Source organism: Nocardioides plantarum, from assembly GCF_006346395.1.
Taxonomy (GTDB): Bacteria; Actinomycetota; Actinomycetes; order Propionibacteriales; family Nocardioidaceae; genus Nocardioides; species Nocardioides plantarum.
Genome location: NZ_VDMS01000001.1, coordinates 1,528,814 through 1,552,063, shown reverse-complemented (window position 1 = coordinate 1,552,063; position 23,250 = coordinate 1,528,814). Strand labels below are relative to the sequence as shown.

Genomic DNA, 23,250 nt, shown 5'->3' with positions numbered 1-23,250 from the left:
GGTGACACCACCCAGGGGGCGGACGAAGGTGAGGACGGCGGCCACTCGGGACCGCTCCACTGAGGGAAGAAAGGCTGGGTGAGGCAGATGCGACTCATCGTCTCCACGATCGTGCTGGGAATGACGCTGTTGACAGGTTCGACGGCGACGGCGACGGCGGACGGCTCCGTGAGCAACGAGCAGGGGAACGAGTCGGCCGTGCCGGTCATCCACGTCCCCTGCATCGGTTGCTGGTGAGGGCGACGGGCCGACGATGATCCACACGCGCGGGCTCGCCCACCTCTACCGGTCCGGCCGCGGCCGCAATCGCCGGGAGGTCCGCGCGGTCGACGGCGTCGACCTCGACGTCCGTCCCGGAGAGATCGTCGGCCTCCTCGGCCCCAACGGGGCCGGCAAGACCACCACCATGCGCATGCTCACCACGAGCCTGCGTCCCACCGGCGGGACGGCGGTCGTCGCCGGCCACGACGTCGTCCGCGAGCCGGCGCAGATCCGTCGGCGCATCGGCTACGTCTCGCAGTCCGGCGGGGTGTCGAGCATGGCGCGGGCCGGCCACGAGGTCGTCGACCGCGGACTGCTGTACGGCGGCCGCAGCCGCGACGTCGAGCCGCGTGCGCGACGACTCTTCGCCGAGCTCGACATCGAGGGCCTGTGGGATCGGACGCCGCGCGAGATGTCCGGCGGACAGCGCCGGCGCCTCGACCTGGCCATGGGGTTGATCCACCGGCCCGACCTGGTGCTCCTCGACGAGCCGACCAGCGGCCTCGACCCGCAGTCGCGGGCCAACCTCTGGCAGCACGTGCGCCGGCTGCGCGCCGAGCACGAGACCACCGTGCTGCTCACGACGCACTACCTCGACGAGGCCGACGCCCTGTGCGACCGGATCGTCGTCGTCGACGCCGGACACGTCATCGCCGACGACACCCCCGACGCGCTGAAGGCGTCGGTCGCAGGTGACCTCGTCGACGTCGGCGTGCTCGACCCGCGCGACGCCGACCGCGCCGCTGCCGTGCTCGCCGCCGCCGGCCCCCTGCACGGCGCGACCGTCGAGGTCGACGGCGCCCGGGTGCGCCGTCGGATCCCCCGAGCGGCCACCGAGATCCCGGGGATCACCCGGGCCCTGCAGGACCACGGCATCGTGCTCGCCTCGCTCGAGGTGCGCCGCCCGACGCTGGAGGACGTGTTCCTCAGCCTCACCGGGCGTTCGCTGCGCGAGGACGGCGCCCAGCCGCTCGCCGTCGAGCCGGAGCCGGTCGGGGTGTCGTCATGACGTTCCTGCGCCAGTGCTTCGTCGTGTGGCGCCGCCAGATGCGGATGAGCCTGCGCAGCCCGATCTGGGTGGTCGTCGGGATGCTGCAGCCGGTCCTCTACCTGGTGCTGTTCGCGCCGCTCCTCGGGCCGATCGCCACGGGGATCGGCTACGACAACGCCTACGTGTTCTTCGTGCCCGGCCTGCTCGTGCAGCTCGGCACGTTCGGTGCCCTGTTCGCCGGCTTCGCGCTGATCGGCGAGAAGCGCGAGGGCGTCCTCGAGTCCGAGCGGGTCACGCCGGCCAACCGCACCGCGCTCCTCGTCGGCCGGCTGGGCCGCGACATCACCCAGCTGTTCGCCCAGGTGATGATCCTGGTGCTGCTCGGGTGGGCGATGGGTCTGCGGGCACCGGTCACGGGCGTGGCCACGGGCGTCGTCCTGACCCTGCTGATCGGCACCGCCTGCGCCGCCGGGTCCAACGCCCTCGCCATGGGAACCAGCCGTGAGGACCTCCTCGCCCCGGTGATCAACACGGTCATGATGCCCGTGCTGCTGCTGTCGGGGATCCTGCTCCCGATGAGCATCGGCTCGGCCTGGCTGCAGACGGCCAGCGACCTGATGCCGATCCGCTACGTCGTGGACGCCGTCCGGGGCTCGTTCTCCGGCGACGTCTCCGCCTCGACCCTGGCCGCCGGCACCGGCTGGGCCGCCGGCCTCTGCGTCCTGGCGCTCTGGTGGGGCACCGCGGCCTTCCGCCGCGAGCAGGCCTGAGCCCCTCGCCGTACGACGTCAGGACCCCCGCACCCGTTGGGTGCGGGGGTCCTGACGTCGGCCCACCTCACGCCGGCTGAGCTGCCAGGAGCTCGAGGCCGACCTCACGTCGGCTGAGGTGCGAGGAGCCCTGGCGACGAGCCTCGAAGCCCCCGTAGCCGATCCGCCCAGCCCTCGGCCGTCGGTCGTCGGACTGGCACGTGGCTTCGAGGCTCGCTTCGCTCGCACCTCAGCCGACGTGGCGGTCGCTTCGCTCGCACCTCAGCCGACGTGGCTGCGTCGTGGCCGCACGACGATGCCGAGCCACCCGGTGGGCGGCTCGGCATCGAGGAGGCGGGGGAGGGCTACTGCTCGCGGCAGAACTCGTCGATCGGGTAGCCGACGTGGCGGTCGGCGACGGGGAGGTGGCCGAGCATGGTGTCGCCGGGGCGCAGCTCGGTGCTGTTGAGCACGACGGCGCCCGGGCCGAGGACCCGCACGTGCCAGTCGTCCTGGAGGATCAGGTTGACGGTCTGGCCGTTGGGGGCGACGGCGTCGACGCTGATCAGCGGACGGGTCTCGATCTTGACCCGGCCGACCGTGACCAGGCGGGTGCGGCCGTCGGCGGCGACGGCGGTGATCCGGCTGCCGGCGCGCAGCTCGCTGAGATAGCTGGTACGGCCGTCGGCGGCGAGCGTGTAGGAGTGGATCGCGCCGGCGTTGACCCGGAACGGCCGCGTCGGCATGTAGGGCAGCGGGTGCGTCTCGCTGACGCAGAGCACCATGCCCTTCGACGTCGAGCCGACCAGGATGCCCTCGTCCTTGTCGAAGTAGGTGCAGGTGTCGACGCACGCACGCTCGCCCATGCCGACGTGCGAGGTGGCGGTGACGGTCAGCTCGACGAGGGCGACCTCGCCGTTGACCCCCTCGGCGGCCCGGCGCAGGGCCGTGGCGTCACCGACCTTGCGCGCGGCCATCAGGACGCCGTCCGAGCCGAGCTCGAGGACGCCGTACACGATCTCGGCCTCCTCGGGGTCCGCGGCGGTGGTGATGATGGAGCCGGTCGAGCCGGAGGCGGCCGCGATCACGATCTCGAGCGGGATCTTGGTCGGGTCGTGGAAGTGCAGCACGCTCCAGTCCTCCTGCCGCGCCGCCTGGCAGGCGACCTCGAGGCTGTCGGCGTCGGTGATCTCCACCCAGCGGCCGACCTGCACCTGCGGGTGCAGGTCGCGCAGGACGGTGGGGTCGACGCCGTCGGGTAGCACGACGACGTCGGCGACCCCCAGGTCGGTGTCGGTGTCGACGGCCGGCAGGACCAGCACCCGGCGTACCGACGGCGGCAGGCCGTCGAGCACGCGCGGGTCGTCGGTCAGGACGGCGTCGATGCCCTGGTGCAGGGCCTCCTCGACGACCGCGCCGACGTCGTCGGCCTGACGCAGGTCAAGCCAGCACAGCTTGGGGACGGTCATGGTCTACCTCCTGGGGAGTCACGGCCCACGGGCTGGGCCGGTGCACGAGACGCGCGACGGCGCGCGTGATCTGGGTGGGGTCGTCGGCCTGGAACAGGCAGCGGCCGAGGGCGAGCCCGCCGACGCCACCGGACAGCGCGGCCTCGACGTCACGCAGCAGGTCGCCGTCGCGCTCGCGGGGAGCGCCGCCGGCCACGAGCACCGGGACCGGGCACGACGCGGTGATGGCGCGCATGTCGGCGGGGTCGGCGACCTGGACGGTCTTGACGAGGTCCGCGCCCAGCTCGGCCGCCGCCGTCACGGCGTGCTGCACGAGCGCCGGGTCGTAGGGGTCGACCACGGAGGGGCCGCGCGGGTAGGCCATCGCCAGCAGCGGCACGCCCCAGTGGTCGCAGTCGGCGGCGACATCGGCGAGGTCCTGGAGCTGGCGGGCCTCGGTACGGGCGCCGAGGTTGACGTGCACGCTGACCATGTCGGCCCCGGCGCGCAGGGCCTCCTCGACGGAGCAGACGAGGTACTTCTCGTCGGGCTCGCCGCCGATCGGGGTGCTGGCGTTGAGGTGGACGACGAGCGACAGGTCGGCCCAGCGGTGCGGTGCCACACGGCGTACGGCGCCCTTGTGGAGCACCACGGCGTCGGCGCCACCGCGGGCGAGGCTGCCGACGAGGTCGTCGAGGCCGGCGGCGCGGGGGAGCAGGGGACCGATGGCGAGCGGGTGGTCGAGCGGGGCGACCAGCAGGCGCTGGCCGTGCCGGTGCAGCCGTTGGAGGCGGAGCGCGCGGCCGCTCATCGGAGCCCGCCGTCCGCGGCGCGCATCGCCTGGTAGTCGGGCTTGCCGCGATCGGTCAGCGGGATGCCGGACCAGAAGGTGAACTCGGTCGGCGCGTGCGACTCCGAGAGCAGCACGGCCACGTGGTCGTGCAGCTCCGCGGGCGTGCAGCTGCCGGGCGCGCAGGAGATCGTGGCGTGGACGTGTTCGCGCTCGTCGCACGAGCGGCGCCCCTCGACGACGGCCTGCCGGACGGCGGGGTGCTGGGTGAGGGCGGCCTCGACCGCGGCGGGGTAGATCTTCAGGCCGCCGGTCTTGATGACGCCGCCGACCCGGCCGAGCAGCTCGAGGTAGCCGTGGCGGTCCCAGCGACCGAGGTCGCCGGTGGCGACCCAGCCGTCGGCCACCGCGTCGTGGGGGTCGTCGGCGCCGAGGTAGCCGGTCATCACGGTCTCGGAGCGCACGTGGATCTCGCCGGTCCCTCCGGCGGGCACGACGATGTCGTCGTTGCGGATCTCGACCTCGACCCAGGGGAACGGGCGCCCGACGGTGCCGTGCAGCTCGGGCTCGAGGTGGTCCTCGGCGGTGAGGGCGCTGATGCCCCCGGTCTCGGTGGCGCCGTAGACCTGCACCAGCGAGCCGCCGAACGCGGCCACGGCCTGGCGGACCCGCCACGCCGCGGACGGCGTACCGCTGTAGACGACGCGGCGCAGGCCGGTCAGGTCGGTGGTCGGCAACCGGCCGTCGTCGAGGAGCGCGAGCAGGTGCGGGACGGCGAGGTAGACGTCGGTGACGGCCCGGTCGGTGACGGCGCCGAGCACGGCGTCGACGTCGAAGCCCGGGTGCAGCACGACGGACCCGCCGCCGAGGAGGGCGGCGTCGATCATCGGCGCGGTGGTGTGGCTGATCGGCGTGACGCTGAGGAAGCGGGTCGGTCCCGCGGGGTCGGTGGCGCCGGTCAGGCGGGCGACGAGGCGCTCGCGCGACGCCCACGACTGGGCGACCAGCTTGGGAGCGTTGACCGTGCCGCTGGTGAAGTCGACCAGGGCGAGCGAGGCCGGGTCGACGTGCGTCGGCAGGACGGCGTCGGTGTGGGTGTCCGTGTGGGTGTCGGTGTCGTCGAGCGCGACGACCTCGGTGCCGGGGACCAGGCCGACCAGCCGCCGGGCCCGGTCCGACGTGGCGTCGTCGGTGAGCAGCACGAGCGGACGGGTGGTGCGCAGCACGTCGGCCTGCGCGTCGAGCGGCAGCTCGACCTCGTCGGTGCGTGGGTTCATCGATCGCACGTGCACGACGGTGGCGCCGCAGCGGTGCGCGGCCCAGCGTGCGGTGAGCATGGCGGGGTCGTTGGGGACGGTGAGCAGCGCGACCGTCGTGCCCGGTCCGACGCCGGCGGCGCCCAGCCGGACGGCGAGCGCGCGGGTACGCCGCGCCAGGTCGCCGGCGGTGAGGACGAGCGCGTCGGTGAGGACGACGTCGCGGTCGGGGTCGGCGTCCCAGACGGCGAGCAGGCGGGCGATGTACCCGGTGGCCAGGTCGATCCCCGGGGCGGCTCCAGGGGCGACCTGGGGCTCGGCCGGCGTGGTGAGGAGGGCGGTGGTCACGGGGTCACACGACCTTCATCTGCGCCATCATGCCCATGTCCGAGTGGTCGAGCATGTGGCAGTGGTAGGGGTAGACGCCGCGGTGGCTGTCGAAGGTCAGCCGCAGCACGACCGTCTGACCGGGGAAGATCTGCACGGTGTCCTTGAGGCCGCTCTCGTCGAGGCCGACCGGCTTCCCGTCACGGCTGAGCACCCGGAACGGCACCAGGTGGGTGTGGAAGTTGTGCGGCAGCGTCGCGTTGGTGTTGACGACCGTCCACTCCTCGGTGCTGCCCCACGGCACGGTGGTGTCGATCCGGTCGTGGTCGAAGGCGAGGCCGTTGATGGTGGCCGCCATGCCGCCGCTGCCCGGCTCGTCCATCGCCAGCTCGAAGCGGCGTCGTACGGCGGCCGGCTTCAGGGCCGGCAGGGGCGCGAGGCTCGCGGGCACGGTGCTGGTGTCGGGCGCCGGGTCGCCGACCTCGAAGGCCATCACCTTGCCGACGTCCTCCATCGGGCCAGGCCCGATGTAGTTGTCGAGGGTGAGCACGGTGCCCTTCGGGTACGCCGAGAAGTCGACGACGACCTCGGCGCGCTCGCCGGGCGAGATCGCGATGACCGGCGCCTGCCACGGCGCGGGGAGCAGGCCGCCGTCCCCGCCGATCTGGGTGAACGGCGTACCGGTGGACAGCGCCATCACGAAGAAGCGCAGGTTGGCGGCGTTGATGAAGCGCAGGCGGTACCTGCGCGCCTTGACCTTCATGACCGGCCACGGCACGCCGTTGACCAGGATCGTCGAGCGGCCCTCGGCGTCGTCCATCACGTAGGCGAGCTGCCCGTCGCTGTCGAAGCGGGCGTCGCGCAGCACGAGCGGCACGTCGTACTCGCCGGAGGGGAGGTTGAGGGCGTCCTGGGCCGGGTCGTGCAACAGGTAGGGGCGGGCCAGGCCGCGGAAGACGTTCTCGGCGTGCGCGTGGTGCACGTGGTCGTGCTGCCAGAGCGTCGCGCCGGGCTGGGTGTTGGCGTAGACGTACTCCTTGGACTTGCCGGGGGCGATGACGGCCATCCCGCCGCCGTCCCAGCGCTGCGGCGTCACGCCGCCGTGCAGGTGCACCGAGGACGGGTCCGAGGTCTTGTTCGTCTGCACCATGAGGACCCGACGGCCGCGGGTGGCCCGGACGACCGTGCCGGAGAAGCTGCCGTCGTAGGTGCGCACCGTGCTGCGCACCCCAGGCAGGATCTCGGCGGTGGTGTCGACGATCCGGCTGGCGTAGACGTCGGTCGTCGACGTCCGAGCGAGCGGCTTCTGGGTTCCGAGGATCGGCAGCGCGCGGGTGAACTTGGCGGCCGCCGCTGCGGCGACGGCCGGGTGGGGTGGGCCGACGGCGTCGGCGGTCATGGCGGCGTGGTCGTGCGAGCCCGCGTCAGCGGTCATGGCCGTCATGGCGGCGTGGTCGTGCGGACCGGCGGCGTTGGCCGGACCGGCCCCGCCGATCCGGCTCAGCACGACCGGGGTCGCGGCGACGCCGACGAGGGCGGCGCCGGACTGGAGCGCCCGACGGCGGGAGACGACTTCGCGGACCTTGCTCGACATCGTGATCTCCTGCGGCTCGGGTGACGGATCGGGCGATGTCCGTGACGCTAGGCAGCCCCTTTGTCGTACGGGGTGTGGGCGAGCGCCGCGGGGTCGGCGGTCACGCAACCCATGACCGAAGTCATGGCGGTGGGTCGGGTGGGCCCGGCCGGGCCGAGCGGGTGTCAGCGTCGCCGTATGCCGAGCGCGCCCGTGACCCTCGCCCCGCCGTTCCCGGCGCCCGTGACCGCTTCCGTGACCGTGTTGCGGCCGGGGCCGGCGTGGAGGCGGGGCACCGTCGTACGGCGGCTGGCCGACGGGATCGCCGTGGGCGACGAGACCGGCACCGGGTCGGCCACCGTGCTGCGACCCCTGCCGGCGCCGCTGGTGGACCTGCTGGAGCGGATGCTCGCGGGTCCGCTCGACCTCGAGGTGGTCGAGGAGGAGATCGGCCCCCAGGGGCGGACCGCGCTGGAGCTGGTGCTCGACCGGCTCGGCCACCGCGTCGCGCGACGGTGGTCGGACGGTGCGGCGCAGGTCGTCCTGGCGGCCGAGCAGACGGCCCGCGGCCCGTGGCCCGCGCCGGTCCCGGTCGCCGCGGGTGACGTCGTACGGCTGAGCCGCTTCGCGCTGCTGCGCACCGACGGCGACGACCTCGTGCTGGAGTCGCCGCTCGGCACCACCCGGTTCCTGGTCGGCGACGGGGTGCTCGCGCGGCTGGTGCCGCTGCTGGGGCGGGCCCGTCCGGTCGCGGAGCTGATCGACGACGAGAGCACCGATCGCGTTGAGAGAGCGGTGCTCGCTCATCTCGTCGGAGCGGGTGTCGTCGAGCGCGCGGATGTCGACGGGGTGTTCGCGTCGGCGACCGATCCGACGTTGCGCCAGTGGGACTTCCACGACCTGCTCATGCACTCGCGGGTGCGCTCGGGCCGCTTCGACGCCGTCCACGGGGCGGCGTACCCCTATGTCGGCGAGATCGACCCGCTGCCCGCCCGCCGTCCGGTGCCGCAGGGTGCGCGGGTGCCGCTGACGCGACCGGACCTCGCCGCCACCTCGGCCGCCGACCCCACCCTCACCGAGGTGCTGGAGGCGCGGCGCTCGATCCGCGACTACGGCGACGAGCCGATGACCGTGGTGCAGCTGGGGGAGTTCCTCTACCGGACCGCGCGCGTCCGGGCGGCGTACGCGCCGAGCGACCCGACCGAGGAGGAGCGCGTCTCGCGGCCCTACCCGAGCGGTGGTGGCTCCTACGAGCTCGAGCTGTTCCTGACCGTACGACGCTGCGCCGGCCTGGAGCCGGGGCGCTACTACTACGACCCGGTCGACCACGCCCTCGTCCACGTCGGCGACCTCGGCCGCGACGCCGAGCTGATGCTCAACGTCGCCTCGGCGGCGACGGGTCTCGAGGCCCGGCCCGACGTGCTGGTGACGATGACCGCGCGGTTCGCGCGGGTGTCGTGGAAGTACCGCAGCATCGCCTACGCGACCACGCTGCGTCACACGGGCGTGGCCTACCAGACGATGTACCTCGTCGCGACCGCGATGGGCCTGGCCCCCTGCGCCCTGGGCAACGGCGACGCCGACCTCGCGGCCCGGGCCTTCGGCCTGGACTACCTGCGCGAGTCGTCCGTGGGCGACTTCATCCTCGGCTCGCGGCCGAGCGTCGACGCGGCCGCGGTGTCCGGTGACGCCGGCCTCGCGCCGGGCTGGTCGCTGCTCAACGACGGCGCCTGGACGCCGACCGGCTGACGCCACCCCCGACAGCTGGAGGGCGCACGGGGGGACCCCGTGCGCCCTTCGGCTGCGCCGTACGTCGTGGTGGGGGTACCGTTGCTGGTCTGCCCGGCACGCATCGTCGGGCAGACACCAGCTCCACCGTGATCCACGCATGACGATGTGCCCGTCCCGTTCGGCCGAACGGGGCGGGCACATCGGTTTTTCAGACGTCGGTCGCGGGGTGCCCCACACGCATCATGGGGCCGACATCCGCAGCCGTCGGCTGACAGGGTTCCGGGAGGGACCCGATCAGCAGGCCGAGCAGGTGGAGCTGGACGAGCTCGACGTGCCGATGGAGCCGGACGACGCGCCCATCTCGGGGAGCGCCATGCCCTGGGCGGTCTCGAGGACCTCCAGCTCGGCGATGTCGAAGGCAGCGAAGGCGTTGGCGTTCTTCATGGTGTTTACCTCTCGTCGTGGGCCACATGGCCCGTGAGCTGGCCGCCGGGTGCGGCCATGACCCATTCCGTCAGGTCCGGCTCCGCGCAGGAAGGGTTGCGTACGACGTCGGGGCGGTCGGTCATGCCGGGCATGACACCGGTCATGGGGGACCTGCCTCGACCGTTCGCTTGGCTAGCCACGATCCGGCTCTGCAGGAGGACGACGCCGACCGAGTCGGCCTGATGTCATCGGCGCATGACCTTCGACCCACCTGCTGCCGCCGGGCTGTCCGGCACCGAGTCGTTCGACGGCCTCGATGCCTCGATCCTCGACTTCTGGAGGTATGCGATGAGCGACCTCCGCACCAACAACGTGCGGGGCTATCTCGCGGAGTTCCTCGTCGCGCGCGCGGTCGAATCGCGGGGCGCCCGAGTGGAGTGGGACCCGTGGGACGTCACCGCACCGGACGGTACGACGATCGAGGTGAAGTCCTCCGGTTTCCTCCAGTCCTGGGCCCAGAAGAAGCTCAGCACCCCGACCTTCCGTGTCGCACCCGCCTATGGCTGGGACGCGGCAACGAACGCACGGTCGTCGGAGCGGCAGTACCACGCAGACGTCTACGTCTTCTGCCTGCACACTGCCAGGACGCACGACGACTACGACCCCTTCTCCGTCGCTGGGCCCGACACCCAGGGATCTGTGCGGCCCAGGTGCGGGACACGGCGGTCTGGCGGATGCAACGGGCGGGGTGGACGCTTCTGACCGCACCCTCGACGCGGCAGTTCCAGGCGCTCGAGTGGGCGTGACCTCTCGCAATGGCGGGACCGTGCGTGGGTTGCCTGTCTCCGACACGCTCTTGAGTGGAGGTTGTTAGATGGTCTGGTAACCAGATAGTCTGAATACTGTGAGTGACGATACGTCCCGTCCATGGCTGCACGGCCTGCTCGAGCTCTGCCTGCTTGGGCTGCTCGGCGAGCAGCGCGACTATGGCCTCGGGCTCACCAGCAGGCTGGCTGAGAACGGGCTGGGAGTCGTTCCCGGCGGAACCCTCTACCCGGCACTGCTTCGCCTCGAGACGACGGGCCTGGTTCGCTCGAATCGTGAGCCGTCCACGAGCGGGCCGCCTCGGAAGTACTTCGAGCTGACCGATGAGGGGCGCCGTGCTCTCGATGGTCGGCGAGACGAGTGGCGGGAGTTCAGCCGATCCATTCACGCCGTGCTCGGTACCAGGACGCTGACATGAGCGGCTGGTCCGCCAACTTCAGGCACGCACTCTCTGAACGGGGTGTCGACCTGGTTCGTGCAGAACAGCTCGTGAGCGAGGCCCTCGAACAGGCCGCCGACCACGGACTCGCCCCCCAGCGAATGTTCGGTCCGGCCACCAGGTATGCCGACCTGGTGGCCAGGGCGTTGCGGATCCCGGCCGCCACACCGCTCCCAGTGACTGACGCACCGCCAGCTGCCCTACGTCTCACCAACGTCTCCAAGCGCTACGGCCGCAGACACGTGCTGCGCAACGTGTCGCTCGAGGTCGGCGAAGGAGAGTTGGTCGCGGTCGTGGGAGCCAATGGATGTGGGAAGTCCACCCTCCTGCAGATCTGCGCAGGGACGACCAAGCCGACCAGCGGGATCGTCGAGCGTGTCGCACACGTGGGGTACGTGCCTCAGACGGGTGGTACCGCCGACTACCTCACACCTGCGGAGCACTTCGCGCTCTTCGCCGCCGCCCGTGCGGACTCCCGTGGTCGTGGCGTCGCAACCGGGGCTCGACTCGCTACCGCGCTGGGCTGGCGACCGCCCGCGGGACAGCCAGCTGGCCAGCTCAGCGGAGGCACCCGCCAGAAGCTGAACGTCGTGCTCGGAGAGCTGAGCCGGCCCAAGCTGCTGTTGCTCGACGAGCCCTATCAGGGATTCGACCACGGAGCATACGTCGATCTCTGGACCCAGATCGATCGCTGGCGTGACACCGGCAGCGCGGTCCTGATCGTCACCCACATGCTCGGCGAGCTGGACCGGGTCGACCGGGTCGTCGAACTCGATGCGCCCGAGGAGTGACATGCAAGCCAACGCCATCGCCCGCGCCAGCATTCAGGAACTGCTGCGTCGCCGGGGCGCCCTCATCATGCTGATCGCCTTGCCACTGGCCTTCTATCTCGCACGCCGCGACATCCCGTCCTCGGCGATCGTGGTGCTCGCACTCGGCGTCGGGTGGGCGGTGGCCACGCTCGCGCTCTTCAACACCGTCAACTCGTTGAAGCTCGACCGCCGCCTGCGCGTCGCGGGATTCACGGCGCGCGCGATCCTGGCTGGAAGGCTCCTCGCCGTCCTGCTCTTCGGTCTCGTTCTCTCGTTTGCATACTTGCTTCTCGCCCTCCTTGATCAGGAGGTCGCCCGGCCCGGTGGCGTGGCCCTGATGATGATGTGCGCCGTCGTTGTGGGCGCACCGCTCGGGATGGCTGTCGGGCTGCTGCTTCGCAGCGAACTCGAGGGTGCGCTGGCATTGCTGATCTTCTTGGCTACGCAGTTCATGACCAACCCCGACCGACTCCTCGCACACCTCTTGCCGCTGTGGTCCGTGCGCGGAGTTGCCGACTGGGCGGTCTGGTCGGCCGACTCGGGGAAGCTGATCGCTGGACTCGCCCACGGCGCCACCACCGTCACCGTCCTCATCACCATCATCACGGGCGCCTCCGCATTCCGTCTCCGTGTCCATCCGCCCCATGCAGTCCTGCGAGAACGCACTCAGTCACCCACGGACACAGCAACCAACCGCGGTCGGGTGGAGTAGTCGTTTCGTCGCCCCGCTGTGTTCCGCTCCGTCGACAACGTGACGGCTTCCGTGACGGACGGGCCGCTGATCCCGAGCACGAAGGTGTCGTTGACTGAGCAAGACCACCGCTATCCAAGCGCGAAGCGAAGGCCGGTGGTCACTCGCTCGGCGGAGACACGTAGGTGGGCCAGGCTTCTCTACATACCTGATGGCGAAACCTGCGCGAGGCCCGCTCAGTGAACCTGCTCGCCCCATCTTTGGCCTGTGCAGGCGTGCTGCCCGTGATATAGGCGGCGGAATGACGCACCACAGACAGGCGGCTGACCATCCCACGCTGCGGAGGCAAGTTCGATGACTGGGCTGCCTCGCCACCGCGACCGTCCACCTGAGGTGAACAAGATAGTGATCAAGACGTCCGCCCGGCGCGCCCGCCGGTGGCGATCTTCGTCAGCAGATCCCGCAGACGCGGCGACGGCCAGCACTGCGACGAGACTTGATGGTGCGTAGTGTTGCCAGATTTGGCAACACTAGGTAACCTCTCTCTATGACGTCGACGGACAGCGCAGCGAACTTGCTGAGGTCACTCCGCCGCGATCAGGGTCGGTCGCTGCGAACGGCGGCTGCCGACATCGGTGTCGCGCCGTCACAACTGTCTCGTCTCGAACGAGGCCAACGGGCCTTGGGCGATGGAATGCCTGAACGACTGGCAACGTACTACGGCGTTCCTGCCGAGGTTATCGCGCTGGCGCAGGGCGAGGTTCCCGAGGACATCGTTCGCATCTTGCAGCAGCACCCAGACGAACTCGACGAGCTCCGCTCCAGATACGCGAGTGACGACGGTGAATTGTGACGCTCCCGCATAATGTCGCGCCTTGGGCGAACCTACTTCCGTCGCGGAACCTGGGCAATTACGTCATAGGCAACTACTTGGGGCACGGCGCATTTAGCCTTGTATTTGAGGTGACGCACCTCCAGACGGGCGGACGCTTCGCTATGAAGATCCTGCTACCCCTCAGCAGTGGCGAAGACGTAGTCGACTTCGTTTACGAGGGCCAGCTCCTCAAAAAGCTTAACAAATGTTCGGGTGTCATCAGCTTGGTCGAGACCGGAGCAGAGATTGTACCTCTTGCATTCGGTCAAGGCATGCCGTCAGTGCCGGTGAAGATCGATTTTCACGTGCTGTCCCTCGCCTCTGGCTCGCTCGAGGAACTCATCGAGGACTCCACTGTGCTTGCGCTAATCCCGTGGCACGAGCGTCTTGCGATTTGGAGGAGTGTCGTTCTAGGAGTCCATCAGATGCACGTGAAAGATGTTGCTCATAGAGACCTTAAGAGCAGCAACTGTCTTCTGATGGTCAGCGGCGCTAGGACCGAGGCCAGGATCGGTGACCTCGGCCGTGCGAAGGACCTGATCCTGCCGCCGCGCTTTGCACCTACCGACTATTTCCGAGGTCGCGGAGACCTTACATTTGCTCCGCCGGAGTATCTGCTAGCCCAGGGCGGCAACACGAAGGCAGACTGCAAAAACGCAGACCTCTACGGCCTTGGGTCATTGTTGTTCGAGCTCGGCACCGGGCATCCGATCACAGGGGCCGCCTTGGGGTCGGTTCGTGCGGTGCTCGTCCAGGGAGAGCAGGACTTGGCGACTGGCGTAATGCGTGACTTGGCGACCCTGCGGCCAAAGTACCGCGCCGCTATCGAGGAGTTCACCGATGAGTTGCCATCCACGTTGCGACATTCGGCAACAGAACTGGTTACCCAGTTGTGCGATCCCGTTCCTGAGCTGAGGCAGCCCCGTTCGGCTCCAGGCCGAAGGAAGGCATCACCGAGCGAGTTGAACTGGCTGCTCAGACGTGCGGACATCCTTACCCGAATGCTGAAATGCGACGGCCCCCGTCGTCGATATTCTTCCCCGAAGCAAGTAACCAGGAGTGCATGATGGTCGCCATTGGTCTACTGGACGCCGAGTTGCGCCCGGCAGACCGCTTCACCAGCGAGGGCGCACATCCTGTCCGTCCAGGCAGTAAGGCGCCGACTATGGCCACCTCGTCGCGCAAGATGTCTCCGCGGCTAGACGAGACCACCATCGGAGACCGCGTCACGGCCGAGGCCGAGTACATGCGGGATCGAGCTCTGCACCGAGTCGAGTTGAGCCCGACGGCCAACACCTGGGCGCGACTTGCCCAGGCGTACGCCGCGTTGTGTGACGACGCGAACGCAGTTTCCGCTGCTCGTGCAAGCATCGCACTTGCCAGTGCTGCGGACACTACCTCGGTGCGGATTGCGGCCGAGATCCTTACTCAGCACGGCGATGCGCTGTCCGCGTACGACGCATTGCTCCCGATGGAGAAGTCCACAGCACTCGCCATCACTTTCGCAACTGTCGCCCACGAGCTCGGCCGTACGGAAGAAGCTCTCGATTCCTTGAGTGGTCGAGAAGGACCGCTGGTCGAGTCATTCATTGGCTTCCTACTCGTGAGCCGAGAGGAGTACCAGAAGGCGGTGGGGCACCTTCGTTCCGCACTCTTCGGGTATCCCGAGGATGCCGACGCTGCGATGAACCTGGCCGTCGCCCTGTTCGCAATGGGGGCGAAGAAGAAGGCAATCGCTTCTGCGCTTCGCGCTTCACGGACAGCGCCTGGGAGAAAGGACCTCTCTCTTGGCTACCTGGAGATGTTGCTCGAAGTCGGGGATGTTGCGCGAGCGGCATCCGAGATTCGACGGCTCGACCACTCAGGCGTCATTGCAGACGCACACTCCCTAGTGATCCAGGCGCGCGTACGGCTGATGTCGGGGGAGCCGGCCAGGGCGCTTGCTCTACTCGGCGATGCACTGGCCGAGGCCAAGTCTGAGAATAACCCGACGCTTGAGGCTGAGATTGCTGCCAACCGCGAAACGTTGCGGTACGACCTCGGAAAGATTGACCGTGACAGTGCGCGCCGGGAACTCGCTAGCCTCATGAAGCGCTTTCCCGACAACGACGCGGTGCTTCTCAACTTTTGCCACGTCGTCCATCGTCGTTCGGAGGCGCCGGAACTGCGACGCGCCTTCGAACACCTCGATGCCGCGCTGTCACCAGAGCGCCGGGCATACGTTCGTCATCAACTTGCCGTTCTCGAAGGTGACTCGGAGGGTGCTGCCAGTTCGGCGCTTGATTGGTTTGAGTTGGAGAAGGACAACCCGGCAGCGGCCTCCGCCGCGGTGCTGGCTCTTGGAATCGGTCTGCAGCGCTGGAAGGAGGCCGAGAAGGTCGCTCGATTCGCGCTGGAGACAATCGAGCCGTCTGCGTCGTTGGCCAACAACGCTGCATACGCGATCGCTATGGCTGGGTACCCGCTAGAGGCGAAGAAGATCCTTGAGCCCTGGATGAATAGTGGCTTTGTCGTGAAGGCCACGATGGGGCTGGCGTGCCTGGCCCATGACGAACTCCAGAAGGGCATGCGGCTATACCGTGAAGCAGCGGCAGAGGCTGAGCGAGTCGACTTCGACTCACGCAGTCTTATGGCTATCTACCAAGCGTTGATCGTTCGCCAGCTGGGGTTGTACGACGGGGACCGTCGCGCGGTCCTGGAGGCCACTGCGCTCGTGCCAGTCGAGTTGCCTGACGACTGGAAGGACCGGCCTGACTTCCTGCGCCTGCGTAATGCGTGTCTGCACAACGGCTACTCGTGGCCATTGTCGCTCTGACGTCTGGGATCGAATGGCGAAGAAGAGTTGGTTGTTGCTGGTGGTGATCTTGCCCGCAACTGAGCCAGTACGAGCCGCCGACCAATCAGCTTTCCGAGTTTCGCCTTTCGCAGTGAGCCAGTTCTGCACCTGACTGATCACGTTGAGCAGTTCAACGAGGAATACGCAGGCCGCGCGTTTCAGACTGATCGAAGACCGCGAAGGACCCAGCACTTAATTACGAGGATTCCTGCTAGCGGGACTGTGCAATCTAGGGGCAGCTAGGCAGATCGGAGAGAACCCACTGCGTCATTCTGGCGCAACGGGCGTGGTCCGCGCCCGTTCTGCATCCTGATGAGGCACGCGAAAGCTGTTGCCGATCGGGTGGGGCGGGGGCGGGGCGGGGCGTTGAGCGTCGAGTGGACGGACCAGCAAGACCGGAAGGTAGTTGGCAATCGAGTTCGTGAGCGCTACTGTGAGCGAAACCGCTCACAAAGGAGCTTCCGATGGCAGCCAAGAACATCACGGTGGAAGAGGCGGCCCTACGCCTGGGGCTGTCGGTCGCCACCGTCAAACGACACCTGAGCCAAGGACGTATCGCCGGACAGAAGATTGGCGGGCGTTGGCTCGTCCACGCTGACAAGCTGCCGACCGTTACCGGCGTTCCGACAGCAGCGTCTCCCGCACACAGCGTGGACGTCACAAAAGCGCTGGCACAGGTTATGAGGACGGATCGACGCGAGTTGTGGATCCCTGACATCCTCCACTGGGAGGACTTCCGGGCCCACCCCGACGAAGTCCTGCGCGCCGCTCAGCAAACGTGTGTAGACGGCAGCGTTGATCCTGTCGAAGTCGTCGAAGTGCCCAAGGGCGATCTGCTGACCCGTGCAGGGACCCTCATGTCGTTGCCGGACAGAGTGGCGTACCACGCGCTGTGTGAGAGTTTCGCGGCGGACGTCGAGGAAGCCCTTGACGACTGCGTCTTCAGCTCGCGCCTCGATCCCAGAAAGGGCGCGGACTTCTTCAAGCCAGGTATTCAACAATGGAATGCGTTCCAAGGCGCCGTCGCCGGCGCAAGCTTGTTCAGCACGTGGATTGTCGAGACTGACCTTGTAAGCTACTTTGAGACCATCAGCCATGAGGTGCTGTTTCGTGACCTCGATGCGATCGGCGTCGACCGCAAGACGACTGCGACAATCAGGCGAATGCTTCGCGAGTGGCGCCGCAGCAGCGGACACGGTCTTCCCATCGGATGCGATGCCTCACGGCTTCTCGGTAACTTCTACCTCACAAGGGTGGACGAAACCATGAAACGCGAGGGTTACAGCTACTTCCGCTACATGGACGACATTCGGATCGTTGCGGATTCCGAGATCGAGGCGCTCGGAGCGCTACGGCGATTTGAGGTGCTATGCCGTGAGAGGGCGTTGATCGTCAGTGGCGCGAAGACCAAGGTGGAGCAGATCTCGACGCGTGGGGCCGGAACACCCGACCCGATCGCCATGGCGGACTACTTTTTCCGTGAGGGTCTCTCTCAAACTAGGGTCGTCTTGCGGAAGCTGTTCCGGGATGCGTTGGTAGAAAAACAGATCAAGGTCAAGCACGCCAAGTTTGCTCTATTGCGGCTTGGCACTCTCGTCGATCGCGGGGTCCTCCGCCGGCTCATCGACCGCTTGGACAGGTTGAGCGTGGCCTCTCCGGAATCAGCGTTCTACCTGCGGTCGTTCATTTCCGAGAAGAAGGTCCAGGTTGCACTTTCGAAGTTCCTCGCGGGTCCTAGCGAACCCGGGATGGAAAACTACCAGCGGGCCTGGCTCTTAGCCGCAATGCTTGAGGTGTTGAGCACCCCTCCTGCCGAGTGGATCGACTATGCGCGTGGCGTCGCCTGGGATGCGAACAACCCCGCTTATCTGCGGGGTCTTGCCATGAATCTGCTCGCGCTAGGCCAGGAGGCCAGTGACCTCGACAAACTGGTCGATCTAGTGAGCAACAACTGGGACCCGGCTCTCGTGCGACAAGGTGCGGCGGCCCTGCGTAGAGTCAACCGGCTGGAGAAGAGAGAGAAGGACGCGATTCTCCGCCGTCACCCGACTCTCAGATCAACAGTTGAGTACCTCGGGCCACGGGGCTCACTACCTTCGCTGGTGCAAGAAGGTCTGTGGGGGGCAGTTCGCGGCGTCCCGAACAGTTGATCGGACGAACGGGAGTGTGGCCTCTCAGGACGTGTCCTGAGAGTGCGACGCCGACCGTCGTGAAACCAACCAACGAGCAGCAATGAGCGAACGATGGTCGTCACCGCATTCGGTCTGCTCCTGAGCGGGGACGGGTTTCGCCTCCTCATGCGTCGGAGCGACTGCCTCGCTCTGGGTCTGATGGAGACTCCAGTCAACCCTGGGCGAGTCTGCGTGCCGACAACTGCGTCGTAGTGGGCGGTTTGACCTGCCGGCGTACGCCGACGTCCAACGGTGCCGGAGGCTCCGTCAGTTGCGCGTAGCGACGTGTGCAGCCGAGGCCCACAGGGCGACGGCGCTCGCGTACCCGACAGCGGCCTGGACAACGACGTTTTCGGCGCCGGCCAGCACGAGCCCTGCGCCGGCCAGGCCGACGAGGACGAGCAGGAGTGCCGTGGTGCGGTACTGGGGCTGGTCGAAGGCGGTGGCCAGGGGGAGGAAGTGCAGGCCGACGACGACGGCGACGGCGGCTGGGATGTAGGCGGTCTGGTCGGCGCGCGACAGGCCGATCACCGCGGCGAGGATGACGACGACCTGGCCGATGTTGACGGCGCCGACGCCGCGGGACCACCAGGTGGGGAGGTGGCGGACGCGGGCGATGACGGGGTCGTGGGCCTTGCGGCGGGCGGTCACGATCAGCGCGAGCGCCACCAGTACGCCGACGACGACGGTGGGGATGGCTCCTGCTGAGGCGTCGGTCTCGGAGAGCCCCGAGGCAGCGACCACGGTCCAGACGACGGCGAAGATCGACAGGATCATCACCCCGCGGACCCGCAGGCCCTCGTCGAGGGTGGTGCAGGTCGGGTCGGCTGCGTCGACGCGGGTGACGGGGTGGGCGAGGGTCATGCCGTTCACGCTAGGCGTGCTGGGGCTCGGTGCAACCCCGGTGGTGGGGGGAGTTGGTGCCTGGCCGGGAGTGGCCAGGGTGGGTCGGCCGTGTCGGCCCGGTGGTCTCGAGACGGCCGCGGGCGGCCTCCTCGACCGGCGTTCGATGGGGTTGGGGCTGCCGGTTGCGGGGGCTTCGAGGCTCGGGCCTGGGGGCCCTCGCACCTCAGCCGGCGTTGGGGTGGGTTGGGCTCTGCGGCTGCGGTGGCGTCGAGCGTGGGGATGTCACCGGGCGGGTGACAGCTGTCATGGTCCGCCGGTCGTCGGGTCGGGAGGGTGGCGTCGAGCGGTGAGGGTCGGGATCGGAGCGTGGTGGCCGGGACCGGTCGCCGCGGAGCGGGAGGACGACAGTGACCAGTCTCGACACCGGCCCCGGAGGGGTGCGGATCTACAGCCGGGCCCCGATCACGCAGGCGTGGTTGGCGCAGTACGCCGTACCGGCCTGGGAGCAGGCACGCGACGGGGGACGCCGGTTGGCGCACCTGCGGCGCGGCTGGCTCCACGGCCCGCACGTCGACCTGGTCGTCGACGGCGCGACGCCTGAGCGGCTCCAGCAGCTGGCGCAGAGCGTGGATCCCGGCCCGGCGCCGGCTCCCGAGGACGCCGTCACCGAGGCCGACTACCTGCCCATGGCGCGGGAGCTCGGCCGGCTCGAGTCGGTGCCGCCGCCGTACCTGCCGATGCGCCGCCACGGCGAGGTCCAGGTGCTGACCGCGGCCGAGGTCGGCACCGGCGAGCCTGCGCTCGACGAGCTGCGGCTGGTCTGCGGCAGCACCCTCGGCGTGCCCCTCGCCGCCACCCTGAACTGCATCGCGGTCAACCCCGGCAACGCCGTACGCCGCGTCGCGGAGATCCTGACCGCGATGGTCGACGTGCACACGCTCGGCATCGGGTACGGCGTCTTCTCGCTGCACTCCCACGCCGAGGGCTTCTTCGCCTGGACCGCGCCGACCGCCGACGTGCGTCCGGCGTTCGAGCGCCGCTACGCGGGCGAGGCCGAGGTCTTCCGCGACGTCGTCCGCGCCCGGATCTCCGGGAGCACCGACAGCGTCGCCGCCTCGTGGCGCAACGCCCTGGGCTACTGCTCCGGCGTCGTCGACGGCGCCGTGTCGCGCGGCACCGTCACCGGCGCGATGCTCGACGCCGTCAGCGGCTCCGACGACGTCAGCCACCTCGGACCGCCCGGCGCCGCCGCCCAGGGACCGACCGGCTCGCAGCCCGACACCGACTTCCACCGCACCGTCCACGCCGCCGGCGTCGAGGCGAGCCACGGCGGCTGGTTCACCGGCTACCGGCTCCTGGTCAACCTGGTCTACGAGCAGCTGCCGGTGCTCGACGTGCCGCCCATGCAGCGCTACTACACCTGCTACGCCGTCGCCCGCGCCGTCGACGAGGAGCTCTGCAGCACCTGGCGCGACCGGCTCGGCGCCGCCGACCAGCCGGCCGATGAGGGGATGGTGGCCGTCCGTGGCTAGCACGATGATCGGCCCCGACCTCGTCGAGCTCCGCACGACCCCGGACGCCACGATGACCACCACCGCGGTCGACCCGGCCGACCGCCGCGCCGTCACCGACGGGCTCTGGTTCCTGCGCACCAACCCGCTCGTCCGGGTCCGCCTCGCCGACCCCGAGCTGCGCGCGCTCCTCGCCTCGCTCGTCGTCGCCGAGCAGGCCCACTCCGCCACCACCGCGACCACCAGCGACGCCCTCCACGCCCTCGTCGGCGAGACCACCGACCCCGACGCCCGCCGTGAGCTGGTCGCGCTGCGTCGTGCCGTCCACCGCGACCGCAACCCCTCGGCCGACTCGACGGGCACGACCGCCGACCTGATCGCCGACTGGACCGCCGCCCGGGCACGCCGCGACGAGCTCGTCGCCGCGGTCGCCACGACCCTCGACGCCGCCGCGCAGCGCGAGCGCGTCGTGCTCGCCGACCAGGTCGGCCACCCCGACCTGCGCCGCTCGCTCGACCTCGTCGCCCCGCAGGTCGCCACCCAGGCCGAGCGCTACCGCGAGGTGCTCGACCGCGGCGACGAGCCGACGTCGCGGCACCGCAAGTCCGAGCGCGGCCTGCTGCAGTACCTCACCCGCGCCGCCGTCCGCACCAGTCCGCTGTCGCGCTTCACCGCCGTCTCGCTCGCCGTGCCCGGTCGGGCCGGCGACGGCGCGCTCGACCCGAGTACGGTCACCCCGGCCGGCGCCTCGGCGTACCCCTCGCTCGACCGCGTGATGCTCGCCTACCTCGTCGGCGGGCTCGACCCGCAGGCCGCCTGGTGCGGCCTGCCGCCCACCGCCGTCGTCGAGGGCGACCGGCTGTTCTTCCTCGGCCAGGGTGCCGACGGCATCACCCGGATGGCGGTCGGCGTCGCCGGCCTGCTCGGCGTCCTCGTCGACGCCGTCCGCCTCGGTCCGCGGCGTACCGACGACCTGCTCGCCGTGCTCGCCGCCGCCACCGACGACCCCGAGCTGGCCCGGACCTTCCTCGACGAGGCCGCCCGCCGCGGCATCGTCTGCCGGTACGCCGACCCCGAGGACCGCTGGGACGACATCGACCGGCTCCTCGCCGGCGCCGTCGCCGCCGACCCGGGGGCCGGCGGGATCGTGGCCGAGGTGCGCGCCGCGCTCGCCGCCTTCGCCGACCGCGAGCCGGGGGAGCGCGACGTGCTGGCCCGCCTCGAGCAGGGCCTCGCCGCGCTCAGCGCCCGCAGCGGGCGCCCGGCCCGGGTGCCCGTGCACGAGGACCTCGTCGTCCCGCCCGTCCGCGTCGACCCCGACACCTGGGCCACCGCCCTCGGCGACCTCGGCCCCGCCGTCGGGCTGCTGTCGGTGTTCGACTGGCTCCACGACGTCCGCTCGGTCATGCCCGGGCTCGTCGTGCGCCGCTTCGGCCCCGACGCCGAGATCGGGCTCGTCGAGCACGCCGGCGCGATCGTCGGCGACGTCACCGCGACGGCCGAGGCCCTGGCCGCCGCCGGCTCCGACCCGGACGCCGTCGACCGCGCCCTCACAGACCTGGGCGACGTCGACGACGCCACCCGTGCTGTGGTCGTCGCGCTCACCACGCTGCGCCGCGACGTCACCGCCGCGGTCCACGCCGGCCTCGACGAGGTCGTGGCCGCCGGCGACGACGAGCTGCGGCTCGAGCCCGACGCCGTACGCGCCCTGCTCGCCGGCCTGCCGGTCGTCCTCCGCCAGACCCCGCTGTCGTACGGCGTCCTGGTGCAGCGCACGGGAGACCGGCTCGTGCTCAACGACGGCCTGCCCGGGCACGGGATGCTGCTGTCCCGCTTCCTCGGCGCCGACGCCGCCGTCGGCGGCCGGGCGACCGCGCTGCTCCGCGCCCGCCTGCACCACGTCTACGACGAGCCCGGTGACCAGCGCACCCGCGTCGTCGAGGACCGCGCCCTGCACGGCCTCAACGTCAACGCCCACCCGCGCGTGCTCGAGGACGGACTCGACCCCGAGGACTGGCACCGGCTCCGGCTCCGCGTCGAGGACGGCCGCCTCGCGGTCGTCGATCCCGCCGTCGGCGCCCGCCTGCGGGTGCTGCCCCTCGGCGGCGGCCACCCGGGGCTCTACCCGCCGGCGCTGTCGGTCGCCTCCGGGCTCACCATGACCGGCCGGCTCTACAACAGCCTTCCCGACCAGTGGCACGCCGCGCACCCCGAGCTGCACGACCGCACCCTGGGTCTCCCGCGGATCACCGTCGGCGACGTCGTGGTCGCCCGGCGCCGCTGGTACCCCGGCCCCGACCTCGACGAGGCCCTGCGTCGGGGCGACGACGACGCGGGCCGGCTCGTCGAGCTGACCCGGTGGCGCGCGGCTCACGACGTCCCGGCCGAGGTCGTGCTCAAGACCGTCCCGCGCGACACCGGTCCCGACTCGGCCGTGACCGCCGAGTCGCAGGACTTCCGGCTGCGCAACAAGCCGCAGTACCTCGACCTGGCGAGCGCCGTCGCCGTCCACGCCCTGCCCCGGATGCTCGACCGCCGCGCGCAGGACACCGTGAGCTTCCTCGAGGAGGCCGCACCCGGCGTCGAGGAGTCGCCGCACGCCACCGAGTGGGTCGTCGAGGTCGTGCAGCGTCCCGGCGACGAGTTCCGCTACGGCACCGCCACCGCCACCGCCACCACCGAGGAGCGCTGAG

19 protein-coding genes are annotated in these 23,250 nt (G+C 69.9%); 13 read left to right on the top strand and 6 right to left on the bottom strand.

Features of this window, described 5'->3' with window-relative positions:
* Positions 1-253 precede the first annotated feature (253 nt).
* Together FJQ56_RS07275 and FJQ56_RS07270 are read left to right on the top strand one after the other, a co-directional pair.
* Positions 254-1,270 carry an ATP-binding cassette domain-containing protein gene (locus FJQ56_RS07275; protein ID WP_140008500.1) on the top strand — a complete coding sequence of 339 codons (1,017 nt, stop codon included), beginning with the start codon at positions 254-256 and terminating at the stop codon, positions 1,268-1,270.
* On the top strand, positions 1,267-2,022 hold the full coding sequence (locus tag FJQ56_RS07270; protein WP_140008499.1) for an ABC transporter permease: 756 nt from the start codon (positions 1,267-1,269) through the stop codon (positions 2,020-2,022). Before FJQ56_RS07275 ends, FJQ56_RS07270 begins: the two co-directional genes overlap by 4 nt.
* Positions 2,023-2,366: 344 nt before the next feature.
* Here FJQ56_RS07270 and FJQ56_RS07265 read toward each other — a convergent pair whose 3' ends face one another.
* From FJQ56_RS07265 to FJQ56_RS07250, 4 genes are read right to left on the bottom strand one after another with little or no spacing between them, the layout of a single operon-like run.
* The gene (locus FJQ56_RS07265) at positions 2,367-3,470 is read right to left on the bottom strand and encodes a 3-dehydroquinate synthase II (protein WP_140008497.1); all 1,104 of its coding nucleotides are present in this window, start codon (positions 3,468-3,470) and stop codon (positions 2,367-2,369) included.
* Positions 3,442-4,260, bottom strand: coding sequence for a 2-amino-3,7-dideoxy-D-threo-hept-6-ulosonate synthase (locus tag FJQ56_RS07260; protein WP_140008495.1), 819 nt, complete (start codon positions 4,258-4,260; stop codon positions 3,442-3,444). The genes FJQ56_RS07265 and FJQ56_RS07260 overlap by 29 nt, the downstream gene beginning before the upstream one ends.
* A complete protein-coding gene (locus FJQ56_RS07255) occupies positions 4,257-5,843 on the bottom strand; it encodes a class I adenylate-forming enzyme family protein (protein ID WP_140008493.1) in 1,587 nt (528 codons plus the stop codon). Before FJQ56_RS07255 ends, FJQ56_RS07260 begins: the two co-directional genes overlap by 4 nt.
* A 4-nt stretch (positions 5,844-5,847) precedes the next feature.
* Entirely contained in the window at positions 5,848-7,416 is a 1,569-nt protein-coding gene (locus FJQ56_RS07250) for a multicopper oxidase family protein (protein WP_211350778.1), read from the bottom strand.
* A 177-nt stretch (positions 7,417-7,593) separates the two neighbouring features.
* Between FJQ56_RS07250 and FJQ56_RS07245 the strand changes: the two genes are divergently transcribed.
* A complete protein-coding gene (locus FJQ56_RS07245; RefSeq protein WP_211350777.1) occupies positions 7,594-9,144 on the top strand; it encodes a SagB/ThcOx family dehydrogenase in 1,551 nt (516 codons plus the stop codon).
* A 276-nt stretch (positions 9,145-9,420) separates the two neighbouring features.
* Here FJQ56_RS07245 and FJQ56_RS07240 read toward each other — a convergent pair whose 3' ends face one another.
* Entirely contained in the window at positions 9,421-9,570 is a 150-nt protein-coding gene (locus FJQ56_RS07240) for a thiazolylpeptide-type bacteriocin (protein WP_140008491.1), read from the bottom strand.
* Positions 9,571-9,807: 237 nt separating this feature from the next.
* On the opposite strand from FJQ56_RS07240, the gene FJQ56_RS07235 reads away from it, so the two are divergent.
* The 8 genes from FJQ56_RS07235 (at position 9,808) to FJQ56_RS07200 (ending at position 18,179) form a co-directional block, all read left to right on the top strand.
* Positions 9,808-10,314 (top strand): hypothetical protein, encoded by a 507-nt coding sequence (locus tag FJQ56_RS07235; RefSeq protein ID WP_140008489.1) that lies wholly within the window; start codon positions 9,808-9,810, stop codon positions 10,312-10,314.
* A gap of 142 nt (positions 10,315-10,456) precedes the next feature.
* Positions 10,457-10,795 (top strand): PadR family transcriptional regulator, encoded by a 339-nt coding sequence (locus FJQ56_RS07230; RefSeq protein WP_211350776.1) that lies wholly within the window; start codon positions 10,457-10,459, stop codon positions 10,793-10,795.
* Positions 10,792-11,607: an ATP-binding cassette domain-containing protein gene (locus FJQ56_RS07225; protein ID WP_140008487.1), complete on the top strand. Its 816-nt coding sequence runs from the start codon at positions 10,792-10,794 to the stop codon at positions 11,605-11,607. Before FJQ56_RS07230 ends, FJQ56_RS07225 begins: the two co-directional genes overlap by 4 nt.
* A 1-nt stretch (position 11,608) precedes the next feature.
* On the top strand, positions 11,609-12,340 hold the full coding sequence (locus FJQ56_RS07220) for a hypothetical protein (RefSeq protein WP_140008485.1): 732 nt from the start codon (positions 11,609-11,611) through the stop codon (positions 12,338-12,340).
* Positions 12,341-12,866: 526 nt separating this feature from the next.
* Complete coding sequence (locus FJQ56_RS07215) at positions 12,867-13,172, top strand: helix-turn-helix domain-containing protein (RefSeq protein ID WP_140008483.1); 306 nt, start codon at positions 12,867-12,869, stop codon at positions 13,170-13,172.
* Positions 13,169-14,260: a protein kinase domain-containing protein gene (locus tag FJQ56_RS07210; RefSeq protein WP_170215305.1), complete on the top strand. Its 1,092-nt coding sequence runs from the start codon at positions 13,169-13,171 to the stop codon at positions 14,258-14,260. Before FJQ56_RS07215 ends, FJQ56_RS07210 begins: the two co-directional genes overlap by 4 nt.
* A complete protein-coding gene (locus FJQ56_RS07205; RefSeq protein ID WP_170215304.1) occupies positions 14,257-16,008 on the top strand; it encodes a tetratricopeptide repeat protein in 1,752 nt (583 codons plus the stop codon). Before FJQ56_RS07210 ends, FJQ56_RS07205 begins: the two co-directional genes overlap by 4 nt.
* 485 nt (positions 16,009-16,493) lie before the next feature.
* Entirely contained in the window at positions 16,494-18,179 is a 1,686-nt protein-coding gene (locus tag FJQ56_RS07200; protein ID WP_140008478.1) for a reverse transcriptase domain-containing protein, read from the top strand.
* Positions 18,180-18,467: 288 nt separating this feature from the next.
* Here FJQ56_RS07200 and FJQ56_RS22390 read toward each other — a convergent pair whose 3' ends face one another.
* Positions 18,468-19,064, bottom strand: a complete 597-nt coding sequence (locus FJQ56_RS22390; protein WP_211350775.1) for a hypothetical protein — start codon at positions 19,062-19,064, stop codon at positions 18,468-18,470.
* Between the two features lie 389 nt (positions 19,065-19,453).
* On the opposite strand from FJQ56_RS22390, the gene FJQ56_RS07190 reads away from it, so the two are divergent.
* The gene (locus FJQ56_RS07190) at positions 19,454-20,578 is read left to right on the top strand and encodes a hypothetical protein (protein WP_140008476.1); all 1,125 of its coding nucleotides are present in this window, start codon (positions 19,454-19,456) and stop codon (positions 20,576-20,578) included.
* Positions 20,571-23,249 carry a lantibiotic dehydratase gene (locus FJQ56_RS07185; protein WP_170215303.1) on the top strand — a complete coding sequence of 893 codons (2,679 nt, stop codon included), beginning with the start codon at positions 20,571-20,573 and terminating at the stop codon, positions 23,247-23,249. Before FJQ56_RS07190 ends, FJQ56_RS07185 begins: the two co-directional genes overlap by 8 nt.
* Position 23,250 lies beyond the last annotated feature (1 nt).